Annotated in this window: 12 protein-coding genes; 5 read left to right on the top strand and 7 right to left on the bottom strand. The window is 47.5% G+C overall.

Annotated features, from left to right (window positions below; translation table 11 throughout):
- Nucleotides 1–54: 54 nt before the first annotated feature.
- The 7 genes from QBE55_09310 to QBE55_09280 form a co-directional block, all read right to left on the bottom strand.
- Nucleotides 55–1,062 (bottom strand): ABC transporter substrate-binding protein, encoded by a 1,008-nt coding sequence (locus QBE55_09310; protein ID WZL77751.1) that lies wholly within the window; start codon nt 1,060–1,062, stop codon nt 55–57.
- 63 nt (nt 1,063–1,125) lie between these two features.
- Nucleotides 1,126–2,172, bottom strand: coding sequence for an ABC transporter permease (locus tag QBE55_09305; protein WZL77750.1), 1,047 nt, complete (start codon nt 2,170–2,172; stop codon nt 1,126–1,128).
- Between the two features lie 5 nt (nt 2,173–2,177).
- The gene (locus QBE55_09300; GenBank protein ID WZL77749.1) at nt 2,178–3,713 is read right to left on the bottom strand and encodes a sugar ABC transporter ATP-binding protein; all 1,536 of its coding nucleotides are present in this window, start codon (nt 3,711–3,713) and stop codon (nt 2,178–2,180) included.
- A 153-nt stretch (nt 3,714–3,866) separates the two neighbouring features.
- Nucleotides 3,867–5,318, bottom strand: coding sequence for a sugar ABC transporter ATP-binding protein (locus QBE55_09295; protein ID WZL77748.1), 1,452 nt, complete (start codon nt 5,316–5,318; stop codon nt 3,867–3,869).
- A gap of 17 nt (nt 5,319–5,335) precedes the next feature.
- The gene (locus tag QBE55_09290; protein ID WZL77747.1) at nt 5,336–6,364 is read right to left on the bottom strand and encodes a sensor histidine kinase; all 1,029 of its coding nucleotides are present in this window, start codon (nt 6,362–6,364) and stop codon (nt 5,336–5,338) included.
- A gap of 13 nt (nt 6,365–6,377) precedes the next feature.
- Complete coding sequence (locus QBE55_09285; GenBank protein ID WZL77746.1) at nt 6,378–8,000, bottom strand: response regulator; 1,623 nt, start codon at nt 7,998–8,000, stop codon at nt 6,378–6,380.
- Between the two features lie 59 nt (nt 8,001–8,059).
- Nucleotides 8,060–8,989 carry an AraC family transcriptional regulator gene (locus tag QBE55_09280; GenBank protein ID WZL77745.1) on the bottom strand — a complete coding sequence of 310 codons (930 nt, stop codon included), beginning with the start codon at nt 8,987–8,989 and terminating at the stop codon, nt 8,060–8,062.
- Nucleotides 8,990–9,255: 266 nt separating this feature from the next.
- On the opposite strand from QBE55_09280, the gene yicI reads away from it, so the two are divergent.
- The 5 genes from yicI to QBE55_09255 all read left to right on the top strand — a co-directional run bounded on the left by yicI (nt 9,256) and on the right by QBE55_09255 (nt 18,081).
- On the top strand, nt 9,256–11,532 hold the full coding sequence (yicI, locus tag QBE55_09275) for an alpha-xylosidase (protein ID WZL77744.1): 2,277 nt from the start codon (nt 9,256–9,258) through the stop codon (nt 11,530–11,532).
- Between the two features lie 180 nt (nt 11,533–11,712).
- On the top strand, nt 11,713–12,666 hold the full coding sequence (locus tag QBE55_09270; GenBank protein WZL77743.1) for an ABC transporter permease subunit: 954 nt from the start codon (nt 11,713–11,715) through the stop codon (nt 12,664–12,666).
- A gap of 15 nt (nt 12,667–12,681) precedes the next feature.
- The gene (locus QBE55_09265) at nt 12,682–13,602 is read left to right on the top strand and encodes a carbohydrate ABC transporter permease (GenBank protein WZL77742.1); all 921 of its coding nucleotides are present in this window, start codon (nt 12,682–12,684) and stop codon (nt 13,600–13,602) included.
- Between the two features lie 316 nt (nt 13,603–13,918).
- Nucleotides 13,919–15,376 carry an extracellular solute-binding protein gene (locus QBE55_09260; GenBank protein WZL77741.1) on the top strand — a complete coding sequence of 486 codons (1,458 nt, stop codon included), beginning with the start codon at nt 13,919–13,921 and terminating at the stop codon, nt 15,374–15,376.
- Between the two features lie 404 nt (nt 15,377–15,780).
- Nucleotides 15,781–18,081: a hypothetical protein gene (locus tag QBE55_09255; protein WZL77740.1), complete on the top strand. Its 2,301-nt coding sequence runs from the start codon at nt 15,781–15,783 to the stop codon at nt 18,079–18,081.
- The last annotated feature ends 13 nt before the right edge of the window (nt 18,082–18,094 follow it).

Here is an 18,094-nt window from a genome sequence, read left to right as displayed (position 1 = left end):
AGGGCAGCAGATTGCTGCCCCTCAGCCGGAGAAAAATCCGAAATACCCTCTTCCTCAAATATCGCCTTTTGCTAAAACAGTAACGCCGGTATCCACTGTGGAGCCGTCCCCTTCATCGCTGCCATCCAATGCGGCAACGGCAGCTTTCACCCCTTCATAACCCATTTTGTCCGGATTCTGAGCCATCACACAGAGAAGGGAACCATCCCGGACCAGGCCAAGAATCGTATCCGATTGATCAAATCCAACACCGATGGCTTCTCCGCCTGCTTCCTTGATTGCATTGCCCGTGCCGACCGTGCTGCCTTCATTGGTCCCGAAAATCCCGACGCAGTCCTGAGCAATGTAGTTGGTGGCAATATCCTTGGACTGAGCGGCATCGCCTTCACTGTACTGCGTTTCCAGGAGTTCGAAGTCACTTCCCTCAAAAGCGGAGCGGAATCCGCTCTCACGGTCCACCGTGGACTGGGTAGCAGCGTTGACTCCGATAATGCCGATCTTTCCGGAAGTTATGCTTTTTTCCTTCAGAGCAGCAAGCAGCTGTTCTGCTGCAGTTGCTCCGGCCGCCTTGTTATCGGTACAAAAGGTTTTTACGGCTGGCAGATTGGCCGGAGAATCCACATAGACAATTTTTACGCCTGCGGATTCTGCTTCCCTCAAAGCCGAAACAGCTGCGTCCGGGCCGTTGGCAGCCAGCAGAACAGCGTCCGCGCCGTCCGCAACCGCATTATTGATGCATTCGATTTGCTTGGCATCATCCTTTACATCCGGCGCAGTCCATTTGTAATCAACATTTCCCAGCTCCTCCACTGCCTTCTTTGCTCCCTTATCCATATTGACCCAATGCTGATCCATCTGATCCATCGAAATCAAATAAATCCGGTATTTTTCTCCGTCCCCATCCGAACCCTTTTTACCCGGGCTCTCGCTTTCCGATGGCTTTGGCGTTACCTTGCTGCCGGAAGCAGATTTCCCGGAATCACTGCTGCAGGCAGCTGCAAACAGCAACATCGCAGCTACGGTCAGTAAAGCAAGGGACTTTTTCCAAATGACTTTTTTCATGACATAGCCTCCTTTATTTTGTTTCCTTTATTTTCAGGAAAGAAAGCAGGAAATGCTCTCCTGTCAGGCCGGGGTATTTTTTCCTTCCACTCCGGATGCAGGACCGTTTTTCCTGAAAATGCGGCGGGGCCGGCTGCCGCGCAGGACAACATCCAGCAAAACCGATACCACTACAATGATGCCGATAATAATATTCCGGATGGCAACCGGGGCACCTGCAAACTGCAGACCATTCTGCAGAACGCCCCAGATAAATGCGCCAATCACCGTGCCCGGTAAAATACCCTGTCCACCGAGAGTGGAGACACCGCCGATTACTGAAGCAGCCACGGCAAACATTTCATATCCGTTCCCCGCATCCATGGTCCCCATGCCACTGGTAGCACAGATGATCATCCCCACCACACACGAGCAAAAAGCACTGACAAGATAAACCTTGATGGTGGTACTGTTGATATTGACGCCGGACAGCCTCGCCGCTTCCGGGTTGGATCCGATGGCGTAAATATGCCGACCGGTCCGCGTGCGGCTAAGCAGAAAATTGCAAACCAGCCAAAGAACTGCTGCAATCCAGATGGTATTGTACAGGCCCAGAAACCTGCCATAATAAAAGAAATTGCGGAAGCCTTCGGCAGCCTCGCCGATGGAATCGGTATTATAATTGTTGTTGGCAATCTGGGCAATGCCGCGGGCAATGGTCATGGTTCCCAATGTGGCAATGAAAGGCGGCAGCTTACAGCGGGCAACCAGCTCCCCATTGACGATCCCTATCATAAGACAGCAAGCCAGAGTAGCAAAAGTGGCTACCCAGGGATTCACTCCATTGGCCATCATGGTGGCGGAAAGCATGCAACTCATTCCCACCACGGAACCAATGGAAAGATCAATGTTTCCGGTAATCAGAACAAAGGACTGCCCGATACCGATAATGAGGATCGGCGCTACCTGGCGCAGCAAATTTCCCACATTCCGGCCGGAAAAGAAGGATGGGTTGAGAATGCCGAATACAACGCACAGTACCACAAGGCCTATGGTCACTGTGATCACCTGGCCCATGCCGCGTATCGCCGAAATCCTGTGCAGGGGATTTCTTTTTTGTGTTCTTTCCATGTTTTTCATGCTCCTTCCGATGTGTAGGCAGAATCGACCTTTTGAAATTTGCTCTCAAATCGGGTGGCACACTCCAGAATTTCATTTTGGGTACTGCTTTCCGGAAAAAGTTCGCCGGTCATCCGCCCGTCGCACATGACAAGGATACGGTCCGCAACTCCCATGATTTCCTGCATTTCAGAGGAAACAAACAACACCCCTATCCCATCTTTCTTGAGCTCATTCATCAGATGATAAATCTCAACCTTCGCTGCAACATCAATGCCCCGGGTCGGCTCATCAAACATCACCACCCGGGAATTTCGGGCCAGCCATTTGCCCAGTACCAGTTTCTGCTGATTGCCGCCGGAAAGGCTTCCGGCATCTGCCTCAATGTCATGCATTTTTATGGTCAGGCCCTTCTGTGTCTGCCGGACCATTCTCCGTTCCTTCCTGCGGTGAACAGCACCCAGCCTGCTGCACAGAATATCCAGGTTTGGCAGTGCAACATTATCCCGAATGGAAAGTCTGGTGCAAAGGCCATCCCGTTTGCGGTCTTCCGGAACCAAAACAATCCCGGCGCGGATTGCATCCTGTGGACAGTGGATTTCCACCGGCTGTCCATTTAAAAATAGCTGACCGGATTCCCGGGCATCGGCTCCGAAAATTACCCGGGTCATTTCGGTTCGGCCCGCCCCCATCAGACCGGCTACTCCGACAATTTCCCCTTCATGCAGTTCAAAACTGATGTCCCGGACCATTCTGCCGGCGTTCAGTTTCTCCACCTTCAGTATGGTTTTGCCGATTTCACATTGTACTTTTGGAAACTTTTCCTTTATTTGCCGACCGACCATGCCGGCGATTATGCTGTCCATGGTAAAGGAGGAAAAATCCCCGGTTGTAATCCGTCTCCCATCCCTCATAATCGACACACGGTCCGCAATATGCTGCAGTTCTTCCAGCCGATGGGAGATATAAACAATGCCACAGCCGGAATCACGCAGCTTTCGGATGATGGCAAACAAATCGCTTATTTCCCTTGAAGTGAGTGCGGAGGTGGGCTCATCCATAATCAGGATGCGCGCATTGGTAGAAAGCGCTTTCGCGATTTCCACCATCTGCTGTTTGGAAACGGCAAGATCTCCGATAACGGTTTCCGGATCGATATCCATGCCGAGACGTTCCAGAATGTTCCTTGCTTCCCGGTTCATTTCACTTGCAGACAACACCATGCCCTTTGTCTTTTCCCGTCCCAGAAAAATATTCTCCGCAACGGTTAAATGCGTACACATGTTCAATTCCTGGTGTATGATGGCAATGCCCAGCTCCTGCACCTTTTTGGGCGTGAGACCTTCAACGGTGCTGCCAAAAACCTTTATTTCCCCGGAATCCGGCTGATATACGCCGCTGAGAATTTTCATCAAAGTGGATTTTCCTGCACCATTTTCCCCGATCAGGGCCATCACTTCGCCCACATTCAGATCAAATGAAACATCATCCAGTGCCTTTACACCAGGAAACGATTTGTTGATGTGGGAAAGCTCCACAATCCTCTGCTGCATTCCATTCCACCGACCTTTCGCTTTCTGATTGCAATTATAGTATAGCATCCTTCCCGGCAGGTTGGCAGGGGGGCCATTTTGGTCGAATGGGGGTTTTTTTCAGGACTTTGGCCAATCGTACTTTGCCGATCCTTGCGGCTCCTGCTCAGCGGCTTACCTGGTCCGGTGAGGATCGTACCCTTCCTGCGGACTAAGAGTATGGAAATCATCCCGGGCATATTCCCGGATCAAACGGCCATTTTCCACAATCAGAAGCCGATCGGCTATGGAAAGGCTGTCCGATATATTCACCGACAGCAGTATCGTGGATATCCTGCGCTTTCGCAGCATCTCCAGAAGAGTGATAATGTGATGACGAAGATACATATCTGCTCCCAGAAAAGGCTGCATGCAGAAAACAGCTTTGGGATGATACAGATGCATCCGGTAGTATATCAGGTCATACTGTTCCCGATGGGACAATGCACGAACATCCTGTTCCGCGAGAGCGGACCGCAGATACGCCGAATACTCCTCCCTGATACTGCGCCGGATTCCAGGATCCAGCCAGATCCGCGGAATGCGCTGATCGACTGAAATACAAAGGTTATCCAGTACGCTCATTCCCGGAAAAAGCATGGCATGGACCGGATCCTCCGGGATAAATCCCAGTTCCTGTCCCGGCTCAGGGCGGAGATGTGGTCCGCAGGGAGCGCCATTCACCAGGATGTTTCCTTTTTTCGGCTTGCTTTCCCGATTCATAAGAGACATGATGTCACCCAGAATGGTGTTGCTCCGATCCAGAATCACAACGCATTCCCCCGGCCAGACAGAAAAACTCAGGGAATGGATTGCATCGGTGCACACCCGATCCATGCAAAGAACCGGCATGGAAACCGGCCGGGAAACGGGGACAGCCGGCCGCCGGAAATCCAGTGCACGGTACCAGATCGCCTCATCGCTGGAAAACGGCTGATCCATTGTAAGAACGACACTTCCTTCCTCCATGACGGAGATGCGGTCGCAGAAGGGAAAGGCTTCTTCATGATGGGCACAGATATAGAGAAAGGAGAAACCTTTTCGGGTACAATGATGCATGAGTTTATGAAAATGTTTCAAATCAGACTCTGATAAAATGTTGCTGATATCACGCACCACCACCAGCTTCATTCCTGCAAGAACCGCACGCAGAAGCTCCGCCACACACCGCTCATAGACAGGCAGGTCTTTTACCAGCGCATCCGCCGGAATCGATACTCCAATCTCCCGGGTGCACCGTTCCAGCTGATCCTGCAATATCCGCGGGCGGATCCAATATTTTTTGAACCCCCGGCGCAGAACAAAAATATTGTCCGCCACCGTCAGATCATCAATCAAACGATTCTGCCGGTCAATCACCGAAATCGCGTTTTCGGTCATGGGACTTTTTTGATAACTGTTTACCAGCTTTTCCTCCAGATAGACAAATCCGTAATGCAGCGGCAGATTTTTCTGCAGAAGAAGCACCAGCTCGTCCTTTCCCTGATCATTCATGGGAAGCATCCCCATGATTTCACCTTGAAAGATATGCATGCTGAACCGATTGAGACGGGTTACCCCGTCCACAATGCGTGTGACACGATCCATCCGCAATACTTCCTGTTTCATCCCGTCACCTTCACACTGCGGGTGGTACGCGGCAAAGTGATTTCCACGTCCGTGCCCACTCCGGGCGTACTGTAAACGCAAAGTCCATACTGTTCCCCAAACAGCAGTTGAATCCGGTTATTTACATTCACCAGGGCAATGCCGCCTTCACGGCCGTTATCCGCATTCACATACTGAAATCGTTTTGTAGCCAGCTGACGGTTCAACCCTGCAAGCACTTCCTTTTCCATGCCCACTCCGTTATCCGATACGGTAATAATCAGGCGCTTTTCGGTTCCTTCCAGCTTGATGCGCAAATTTCCCCTGCCCATTTTTTGCTCCACTCCATGCACTATGGAATTTTCTACAATGGGCTGTAACGTCAGCTTTGGAATACGGCAGCGGATCAGCGCAGCATAGTCTTCTTCCCCGCAGACCACCTGCATTTGCAGCCGTTCTCCAAAACGATACTGCTGGATGAGAAAGTAATTTTCAATATTGCCGAGTTCATCTTCCAGGGTTACCAGATTCTCTAGATTGGAAATGGTATAGCGGAAAAATGTAGCCAGAGCCTCGGTCATTTTGGCTACCGTACTCAATCCGGCGGCAATGGCTTCCCCCCGGATTCCCTCCAGGGTGTTATACAGGAAATGTGGATTGATCTGATTCTGCAGTGCGATGTACTGTGCTTGCCTTTTGGTCGCATGGATCATGTCGTTGGTGGACAGAAGCTCCTTAAGCTTGTCAAAAGCCGCCTCCGTTGCGGCACTGGCAGGATGATCCTGACTGGAAACACCCTGCAGGGTATACCCTTCCGTAAACAGCTCCATCATTTTTTCGGTTTCCTGAAACGGGTGCTCCAGCTCCTTCCGGATCAAAACAATCAGCAAAATATACAGAGCTGCAGCAGGCAGCAGGAAAAACAGCATTCGGTGCAGATAAAGACAGCTGACTGCCAGGGCAAACAACAGGACAGCTCCAAACCCAAGAAGAAGAAGGATCACCCAACGCACACGTTCCGATAAAAACTTCCATTTTTGTTTCATCCCATCCCCTCCGTCAGGAATAAAGCTTGCGAAATTCACTGGGTCGGATGCCGGTATTCTTCCTGAAATTTTTGGTGAAATGTTTCAGATCTGCATAGCCGACCTGTTCACATATTTTTGCGATGGACAGATTGCTTTCCTTCAGCAGTTCCTTTGCCCGGTCCATCCGGACCTGGGACAAATATTCCACAAAGTTCTGTCCGGTTTCCTTTTTGAAAAGCGTGCTGAAATAGGAGGGATTGAAACCTGCCACACCGCTGACCTCTTCCAGGGTAAGCGGTTCGGAGGCATGTTCCCGGATGTACTGCCTTGCCATACGGATCGGCCGGATATTTCCCTGCTGTCGGAGGGAGATCAGTTCCTCCATGGAAGACCGGATGGCTGTACAGAGTTCCTCCCAGACAGCACGGGCCGATGCACAATCCTCCGTACGGACCTGAAAATCGTTCACAAAACCGTCGGTATCGGGCAATTCACAGGGAAGGCCCCGAAGAAACAGAACATAGGAACTGCAAACTTCGTTTGCCAGATACAAAACATCTCCACCCGTCGTTGATCCGCAGTTGAAAAGCCTTTCCCCCATCCGGCGGACTGCGTCCACCACCGATCGGGGATCCATGATCTCCAGTCCTTCCTCCATCTCATGAACCGTACGCGCCAAAAGAGAACGATGACGCAGGAATGGATGGTCTTCGGGCGGTGCATACAGCAGTTTGCCCACTCCCTCCACCAGCCGCTCATCCAGCGCATGGCAGGCACTGTCCATGGACTGAGCCAGCCCCCCGGTGGTCTCCACCACTTTCCCCAAACCAATGGAAAACTGTCCGGGAAACAGATCCATGCGTGCTGTCATTTCATCCAATGCCGCCTTGAACTGACGGCGCACCGTCTGACGTTTTTCCGGAAGATAATTCAGGATACCCCATGCCCTGGTACCCTGATAGTAAAATTCGGATTCCATACAAAACGGACTCAACAGGGTGCGTAAGATATGAAGGACCTTTTCCCCCAGTACCTCAATTGCCTCCGGGGTAAGCCTGCCGCAACTTCCGTCCGCCTTGACAGCCACTGTTTCATAGCAGCCGGGACGCAATGCATAATGATAATTTTGATTGATCCGTTCCAGCTGAAGTGCCCGGGGATCCGTATTCCTGCTCAGCAACAGGTCAGTAAACAGACCGGAACGCAGTCTGTCCCGGTCACTTTGCAGGCGCAGCTTCAGCTGTTCCTCCTGCGTAAGCTGCTCGGTCCGGCGCCGATAATGATCCTGCATTTTTTTCAGGGAAGAAGCCAGTTCCTCCTGCTTTACAGGCTTGAGCAGATACTCCCCCACCCCGTATTTAATGGCGGTCTGCGCATATTCAAAGTGTCCGTATCCGCTTATAATAATAAATTCCAGCCGGTCGTACAGCTGTTTTGCACGGCGGATCAGGTCCAGCCCGTCGCAGCCGGGCATACGAATATCGGTAACCATCAGATCCGGCAAAAGGCGTTCCACCAACTCCAAAGCTTCCAGGCCGTTGTGAGCTGTGCCGACAATCTGCATATCAAATGCCGGCCAGTCCACCAGGTTACAGATCAGCTGACAGACCTTCTCTTCGTCATCCGCTACGACCACCTTGATCACGGTACCCACTCCCCCCTCCACATTGATTCACTTATACTAAATTATTCTATCGTCTTTTGAACAGTTCGTCAAATAATTTGCCCTGACAAATGCATTCCATTTTGGGTTCCCATGCATTTTCGATACCGATTGGGCGGACAGCCATACTTTTTCCTGAAGGAACGATTGAAATACCCGATGTTATTGAAGCCAACGTCCAGGGCGATCTGCAGAATCTGTTTATCGGTATGCAACAGCTGACAGGAAGCTTTGGACAATCGCAGATTCACCAGGTATTCAATCGGGGAATAAGATGTCATCTGCCGGAACGATTTTCCAAAATATCCCGTACTCATGTTTGCCATGGCGGCAAGCTGTGGCACAGTGATAGGATCCGACAGATTTTCATTCATATAGATAATTGCCTTTTTCACACTTTGGGCCGCTCCGGCCGCGCCCTGGCCATGTTTTGGCCTTCGGACGGCATCTGTTGAAAGCACCACATAAGCAAGCAGTTCATACAGACAGGACTTTGCGAGGAGTTCATAGGGGCCGGTCGGATTACACAAAGTATGATAGGTTTTCTGAAACAAGGGATAAATCCGGTCTCCCTGCCACATCCCCGGCGGAGGACTGTCCGGCAGAAATATCCCGGCTCCCATCTGATTGGCGCATAACGGCTCCATATACTTTGTCTGCACAACATCGTCCAGCAGTCCCTGAAGAAAAGGCATTGAAAAAACAATGCTTCGGTATCGGCATTTGCTGTCCCTGTAGGGTACGGCCGTATGCAGACTGTTTCCGGGGACAAAAATCACATTGTTTTCCTTCATCAGCTTCTTTTCCCCGTTGACCGAGAAGACAGTACATCCCTCATAAATGGCAAAAAACTCCCATTCGTCATGCCAGTGGCATTCCAAAACCATTCCGCTGATATCCGGACCGTACCAGTCATATGTGGCTATGGGAAAGTCCCTGCCCCCATGAGTCCTCATTTCGCGCATCGTCCTGTCAACCATAGATAAAATCAACTCCTGTCTCTTTATCCCTTAAGACAATACATCCGTTGTTTCCTGAGCATATTGTTTCCTGACCGGTTTGTTTATAAATCAACTGCTTTCTGTATGTATTGTATAAAAAATATTGCAATAGTGCAACAATACATTGGAATAATGCAAGCATATTCATGTGGCAGGCGATACCATTGGAACGGGAACAACAGAATATCTCCATCCGGGCAAACTTATAATCAGTAATATGATAAAATTTTCAGGGAGGTCTTTCGTTGAAATTCACCAATGGACACTGGCTCTTAAAAGACAACGTAAAATGTTATGGCGCAGCTGCGGTTACGGATGTGGCCATTATGCAAAATCGCGTAATTGTGTATGTTTCCCCGGCAAAAATATCCCACAGGGGGCAGACTCTCACCGGCCCGCTGCTGACCATTGAATTTACTTCCCCACATATTGATGTGCTTGGCATAAAGGCGTATCACTTCAGGGGCACGATGAAACGCGGGCCGGAATTCGAGCTCCATGCAGAAGATCTGCATCTGACAGTTGTCCAGGATAAAAAGAAGCTGACCATCACTTCCGGCAGCCTGACCGCCCAGGTGGAAAAGGATCCTTTCCGTATCTGCTATTTTTACGGTGAAAATCTCCTCACCCTGTCCGATACCAAACAACTCGCTTATCTGACGGTGGATCAGAAGCCCTATATCCGGGAGCGCCTGAACCTGTCCGTCAGCGAATGCCTGTATGGCCTGGGGGAACGCTTTTCCAATTTCGTGAAAAACGGCCAGTCGGTGGACATCTGGAACGCAGATGGAGGCACTTCCTCCGAACAGGCATATAAGAACATCCCTTTTTACGTTTCCAACAGAAAATATGGGGTTTTTATCCGCCACACCGGAAAAATCTCGTTGGAAATCGGATCGGAATCGGTCTCAAAAACCCAGTTCAGCGTAGGCGGCGAAGAGCTGAATTACTTCATGATCGCCGGAGACAGCCTGAAGCAGGTCCTGATCAACTATACGGATATGACCGGAAAGCCTGCGCTTCCTCCCGCATGGAGCTTCGGCCTGTGGCTGTCCACCTCCTTTACCACTGACTATAACGAAGAAACTGTCACCCATTTCCTCGATGGCATGGAAAAACGCGGTATCCCGATTTCCGTCTTTCATTTTGACTGTTTCTGGATGAAGGAATACGAATGGTGCAATTTTCGCTGGGACCCGGATAAGTTCCCCCATGCCGAATCCATGCTTGCCCGTTTAAAGGAAAGGGGGCTGAAAATATGCGTCTGGATCAATCCGTATATCGGCCAGAAGTCTCCGTTGTTCCAGGAGGGAAAAGAGAACGGATATCTGCTGAAAAAGGCGGATGGAAGTGTCTGGCAATGGGATATGTGGCAGCCGGGAATGGCGATTGTGGATTTTACAAATCCCGATGCTGTAAGCTGGTATAAGGGATATCTCCGGAAGCTTCTTCAGCAGGGGGTGGACTGTTTCAAAACAGACTTCGGCGAAAGAATCCCGCTGGACGTGTGCTACAGTGACCATTCCGATCCCGCTAAAATGCATAATTACTATACTTATCTTTACAACAAGGCCGTCTTTGAACTTCTGCAGGAATGCAGGGGACCGCAGGAAGCCGTATTGTTCGCAAGAAGTGCAACGGCAGGTTCCCAGAAGTATCCGGTTCATTGGAGCGGGGACTGCGAAGCCACCTACGAATCCATGGCGGAATGTCTTCGCGGAGGGTTGTCCCTGGTCCTGGGAGGCTTCGGCTACTGGAGCCATGATATCGGCGGCTTTGAAAACACCGCCACGGCAGACCTGTACAAGCGTTGGGTGGCGTTCGGATTATTGTCCACCCATTCCCGGCTGCACGGCAGTTCGTCCTATCGCGTGCCCTGGCTGTTTGACGAAGAATCCGTCGATGTATTGAGGTATTTCGTAAACTTAAAAATGAAGCTTATGCCTTATATCTACAGCGCAGCATGTGAAACTTCCCAAACCGGCATCCCGGTTATGCGGCCCATGGTGATGGAATACACGGACGATACAGCGTGCGCTTATCTGGAAAGGCAGTATATGCTGGGAGAAAGCATTGTTGTAGCACCGATTTTCAACCAAAGCGGTTCTTCGGAAGTATATCTGCCGGAAGGAAGATTCACTCATCTGCTGACCAACGAGACGATCCGCGGTGGACGTTATATCAGGAGAACCTACGATTATTTCAGCCTTCCCCTGTGGGTCCGGCCAAACAGTATTCTTGCCATGCTGGAGGAATCGGAAGCGGACAAAGGTACCACGTATGACTGTTCCACTCCCATGCTCTTTCATATCTACGAACCGGAAGCGGATGCAAGGGCCAACCTGTATGACAGCAGAGGGGATTATATGTGCACCGTACACGCAAACTCAGACGGCAACAGGGTTATGGTCCGTTTCGAAGGCAAATGTCCAGGCGGCACGGTCCGGGTGTCCCGGAAGGGACAGACCGGGACAGCGCCGATTGACAAGGAAGCGGCGGAAGCTGTCGTGCTTTTGTCGTAATTCCTGTCTGGATCCATATGCAGCCTGGAGACAGGCCGCATATGGATATTACGCAATGCATTATATGTGATTCCATTAGAAGAAGATTCTTAATATAAACTCAGGTGAGATAAAAAAGCAGAAAAATCATGAAATGTGGAATGAAAGAATTTTAATAAATATATAGGAGGTTTTGATACGATGAATGCGCTTGTGAAAAAAAAGCAAAGGATTCTCCCCCGCCCACTAAGGCAAAAAAAGTTCATTCGGGACGTTATCCGGGACAAGTGGCTATACCTTCTTTTACTTCCGGGTATATCATTCTTTCTTATTTTTAAGTACATACCCATGATCGATCTGCGGATTGCGTTTATGGACTATAATCCGTTTGCTCCTGAAAAAAGTACATGGGTAGGTTTCGACCAGTTTAGGAAATTATTTTCCAAACCTTCCTTCCTCAAAGTATTAAGAAACACTATTTCCATCAGTCTATGGAAAATGTTAATTGGGTTTCCAATTCCAATTATACTGGCTTTGATGATGAATGAAATGAGAAGTCTGCATTTCAAAAAAATTTCCCAAACCCTGCTTTATTTACCGTATTTTGTTTCATGGGTTGTATTGGCCGGAATCATCATGAATTTCCTGGATCCTTCCACCGGAGTGATCACCCACCTTATCAAAAAAATTACTGGTCGAAATATGCAGGTGCTTACCAGTAAAGTCGCTTTTGTTCCTATGTTGGTCATAACTGATGTATACAAGAATATGGGATGGGGAACAATTATTTATTTTGCAGCTCTTTCCGGAGTGGATACTCAACTATACGAAGCAGCTTATATAGATGGCGCAGGGCGGTTTCAACAGCTCCTTCGCATTACCATTCCAGCTATTATGCCTACCGTAATTATCATGCTGATTATGAATTGCAACAATATTCTCAATGCTGGTTTTGATCAAATCTTCATGCTTTATTCAGCATTGGTTTATGACGTTTCTGACATTATTGACACTTATGTTTATCGTATGGGCATTCAGAAAACAGACTATTCCTTTACCACCGCAGCAGGAATGTTCAAGTCTGTTGCTGCATTGATTATGATCGTCAGTGTAAATTACACTGCGAAAAAATCCGGTAACGAGGGTATTTGGTAAGGAGGGAAAATAGGTATGGTAAAAAGAGAAACGACGGATATCGTTAAAAGAACGAACAGTATACAACCCTCACCCAGTGAAAAGGCATTTGCAGTATTCAATTATATTTTCTTTACAGTGCTGTGCCTCATAATGATTTATCCTTTTTGGCATGTGGTGATGCTATCCTTAAGCAGCATGGAAGAAGCACTGAAAGGCGGGGCTTTCTTATGGCCAAAAGGATTCAATTTGGATACCTATCATTCCGTATTCAAGAATCCTGATATCTACACAGGTTTCAGTACTACATTACTCGTCACTGTTGTTGGCACTGTGCTCGGGACATTGCTGACCGCCATGACGGCATATCCTCTCAGTAAGCCCAGACTTCGCGGCAGGAAGATATTGATGATGATTATTTTGTTTACCATGATTTTTAATGCAGGGATGATTCCTAATTATTTGCTTATCCGAAATCTAAATCTTTATGACAGTCGTTGGTCTTTGATTCTTCCTCTTCTGATGAGTGCATATAACTGTATTATTATGAAAAGCTTTTTTCAGTCTATTCCAGACAGTCTGGAAGAATCCGCAAGAATTGACGGTGCCAATGATGTCCATATTTTCTTTCGAATTATCATCCCGCTATCCAAAGCTACTATTGCGACGATTGCCTTGTTTACAGCGGTGATGTATTGGAATGACTATTTTTCAACAGTTCTCTATATTAAAAGCACGGATAAATGGTCAATGCAGGCAGTGCTCCGTAATATGCTGACGAATACCCAGCAGGCTATGCAGGCGTCTGGCGTAAACGTGCGGGCGCAATCCAATACGAACGCTGAAACAATCAAAGCAGCTTCCATCGCTGTAGCTACGATTCCTATCCTGATAGTATATCCATTTGCACAAAAGTACTTTGTCAAAGGTGTCATGATCGGCAGTGTAAAGGGATAACAGGCTGCAGTTTATGGATAAGTCAGTCTAAGAAATTTGGTGTCATATGCTGAAAAGCAGGCAATCCAAAATAATAAAACAATTATAATAAAGGAGGAAAATCAGTATGAAAAGTTGCTGGAATAAAACGCTTAGTATCCTGTTGGTAACTGTACTTTGCAGTTTATTTGCAAGCTGCAATGGAGACAGGAAAGGTTCTCCCCAAAGCAAGTCGTCTTCGAAAACAGGAAATGGGAAAGTATCTGATACAGAATCCAAAAGCAATGATACTGTCTCATCCAATAAGAAAGTGGATCCTATATCCTATAAGGAACCTATGGATGTTTCCATTGCCGTCATGACTGGCTTTACCCAATCTGACAGCCGGGTCGAAAAAATGCTGGAAAAAAAGTATAATGTTAATATTAACCTGGTTGTATTACCGGGTTGGACGGATGGCCAGTCCAAGGTCAGTCTTCTCATGGCTGGGCATGATATGCCTGATATCATGTGGTGGTGGGGCATGGACAATGAATTCTTGCAGTGGAGAGATGCAGATTTGCTTGTGGATGTCTCGAAATATCTGAATAAGTATACGAATATCCGGGACTATTACAACAAAATGGACCCTAAAACCTTATTTTATGCCACGGAAGATGATGGCGCTATCTATCGTATCCCCGGCGATGTAGCTGAGCCTTCCTGCGAATGCCTTTGGATTCGCCAGGATTGGCTGGATAATCTAAATCTGAAAGTACCGACCACCATTCAGGATTTGGAGGAGGTTATGCGTGCTTTTACGGAGGATGACCCAGACGGAAATGGAAAGAAAGACACCTATGGTTTAGGCGGCGCTGGCAATGATTTCCGTTCCTTCTGGCCATGGATTCAAGGCTATGACTATACTCATTATGACCGCTTTTCTGTAGATGATCAGGGCAAGGTTATTTATGGCCCTTCCCATGGAAATACAAAGAAATGGTTAGCTGAAGTCGCAAAACTATATGATAAGGGATATATTACTCCCAACATTACTCAAACAACCGACCGTGATGAGGAAATGGCAAATGGTGGATTTGGTGTTACATACAACTGGTGTGCTTACAATAATCCGGATTCCCAGACGATGATCAGTTTCTATGACAGCAATCCGAATGCCAAATGGGTTCCCATTGATATGGTAAAAGGAAAGAACGGAAATCCGCAGGAAGATCCTGCTACCAGCTCGGCCTGGTGCTATTTTGGCATTACGAAAGCGGCCACTGATCCTGAAAGGTTATATGCCATATATGATGATATGTGCAGCCTTGACAATTACATTGAGAGAAGATATGGAGTGGAAGGCGAAGACTATACCTTTGATAAGGATGGTGTTTACCAGCCAGTCATTGGGCCCGAATCGGAAGAAAACAATACAAAGAACATAGGACTCAATCTATTCCATAACCTGTTTAACAGAAAAGATGAAGGGTTAATCAGCAATACGCCCGAAACCAAAGCACTTTTTAAAAAATCTGGTGAAAATAGCCGCGATCGTGCCGCTCAGCTGATAGAATGGAAGAATCCTGCTTCCCTTACAGAATGGGTCGATTGCCGGACTGATATTGAAGACGAAAAAAACCGCTATATGTGGGGTGTTATCGCTGGCACAGAATCAATCAAGAAATGGGACAATTACATCGCCACATTGGATTCGCTTGGCCTGCAGGATGTTCTTGAAGAAGCTCAAAAAGTTTACAATGCAGAAAAGGAGAAAATGGAAGACTATATGAGTAATAAAGTCAACCAGAAGTAAAGGGCTTCCTGTTATTCCTGGGTAGGAAGCAGAAAAGTGATGATTTCTTTTCTGCTTCCTGCATTTATTCGTATTAATCATTAATAAGAAAAGGGGATCTGCATTTGTATAAACTATCATTAGGCGGGGAATGGAAACTTCGGGCCGAATTTTTGGATGTTGGTCCGGAACGGTTTATGGAAGTCCTGGAAAAGCCAGAAGGGCAATTTACTGTCTATCAGGAGCCAAATGCCTTTCCTTCCAAGACGGGTTTCATGAAGGCTATGATTCCATGTGATGTTATCACTCCTTTAATTGAAAATGGAATCCTTGAAGAACCATTTTTAAGGCAGAATACAAAAAAATGTTTATGGGTCAGGGACTTGTCCTAGTGGTTTATTAAGGACTTCGAAGTTCCAAAAGAGTTGCTTCAGCAGGATGTGATCCGGCTGTTCATTGAAGTACTGGATTTTAAAGCAGATATTATTTTAAACGGCAGACCGGTAGCCCACCACACCAATGCTTTTTGTCCCTTTTATGAAGACGTAAAGCGATTTCTAAAGATGGGAAAAAACACTATCATAATTCGTCTCACATCCGGTATGGAAGATCATTATCCAAGGGATTCCATTTCTTTTTACTGTGGCGGTAACGATTCGATCTGTAATCAACGAATTTATGTACGCAAACCACAATATACTTATGGATGGGACTGGTGTCAGCCTGTCCCAACCTGCGGCATAGGGCGTTCCATTTATCTCGAAGGATTCAGCGGTGCCAGGATTTCGGAATCCCGGTTGGATACCTTATCGTTGGAAAACGGAACCGCCTTGGTGGAATTATATTTTGAGCTGGATAAAACCTGTATGACTTCTTCGGAAGAGGCAGTATTGGAATATGAGCTGTCAAGAGATGGAAAGACAGTGCTTACAGGAAAGAAGCAGCTACTCTTGGTGGGAGGATGGAATTTTGTTCGGGAAATTACGAAGATTCCGGATGTCAGTCTTTGGTGGCCAAACGGCTATGGAGATCCATGTCTTTATGAGTTGAATGCCCGTTGTATCTGCCGGGGATTCATCAATGAGGATCGAACAAAAAAAGTCGGTATCCGCACAATAGAAATTGATCATTCCAAAAGGACGGACGGTACGAGAAATTTTTTCATTAAGGTCAACGGTGTGCGTATATTTTGCAAAGGAGGGAACTGGGTTCCTACAGATTCTATTTATCTACGAACACCGGATTCCAGTTACCGTATTCTGGTAAACGAAGCCAGGGCAGCAGGGTTCAACATGTTTCGTATATGGGGCGGGGGGACTTATGAGCCGGATTGTTTTTATGAATACTGTTCAGAAAATGGTATTCTATTGATGCATGATTTTATGTATGCTTGTGGATTTTATCCTGATCAGGATAATGGCTTTTTGTTCGAAGCACAGCGAGAAGCGGAATATCAGACGAAACGTCTTGCTCATTATCCCTGCATGGCCGTGTGGACCGGTAATAATGAGATCCATGAGTCCTATACAGACTGGTTCCCGGAGTTGGTTGCTCCGGATCGCTTTTATGGAGAAAAAATATTTAATTATGTTCAGCCGGAAGCAGTTCACAGAAACAGCCCGCAAATTCCCTATATGCCATCCTCTCCTTATTTTGGAACGGTAGCCAATCAGACAGACGATGGTGACGTGCATGCCTGGACTTGTCTTGGTCGCAAAAAAGAGACCCGGTTTCGATATACATATGAGCTGGAAGCCTTTGATAGGATGCCTGCCAGGTTTTCCAGTGAATACGGTTTTTTTGGCGCACAGATGGAAAGTACAGTACGGCGATATCTGGATGGGCAGGAAATGTCATTTCGAAACCCAAGTTGGATTCATCACGGGGAATTTGAGCGTAAGCGGAGGAGTATCGATGGTGCCATCAATCGTCACCTCATCAACTTTTCAGGGCTGGATGAAAGGGCATATCTGCTTTATAGCGGTGTTATGCAAGGTTGCCTTTATTCAGAAATGGCAGAAGCCATGCGCCAAAAGCCCTATGGTTCCGGAAACCTCATTTGGATGTACAACGATTGCTGGCCGGAAACCGGTTGGACGATCATTGATTATTATCTTACCAGAAAAATCTCCTTTTATTTTTTAAAACGTGCTTTTGCAACGAGGAAGCTCATTATACGAGCCAGGAAATACGATGCACAGGTTACGGTAATCAACGAAACGCCTGAAAATACCGACCTGGTAATTACCTGTGGATACATGGATTTCTATGGGAACACCTCTCATGTTATAGTTCGTAGACTGGAAGCAAAAGCGCATTCCTGGCAGCAGTTTGCTTTTGAGGCGAAGGGGGATCTGAAAAAAGGATTCCTCTTCGCCAAGGCACCAGGGACTGGATTTGAAATGGCAGACAGTCTGCGTGCTTATTACCGGGATTATATCTTTCCAAAAGCAAATATTCAGCTGGAAAAATTAGATAATGAGGGAGAAGATCTCGTTATTAACGTATCCGCGGATTGCTATGTACCGATCATCTGTCTGAAAACCAGTGATGACAGGGTACATTACAGCGATAACTACTTTAAACTTTATCCTGGCGAGAAAAAAGAAGTGAAGCTGGAAGCCTGCAATGAAACTCCGGAAGCATTTGCCCTGGAGTTGGAGCCTAACGAAAACGCCTCTACGGTTTGCAGTTTGCCTAATTCCAGGGCAGATCAAAATGTATGAGCATGAGAAAGGA

The organism is Eubacteriales bacterium mix99 (genome assembly GCA_038396605.1).
Lineage (GTDB): Bacteria > Bacillota > Clostridia > Caldicoprobacterales > DTU083 > UBA4874.
This window is presented reverse-complemented; position numbering and strand designations above follow the sequence as displayed.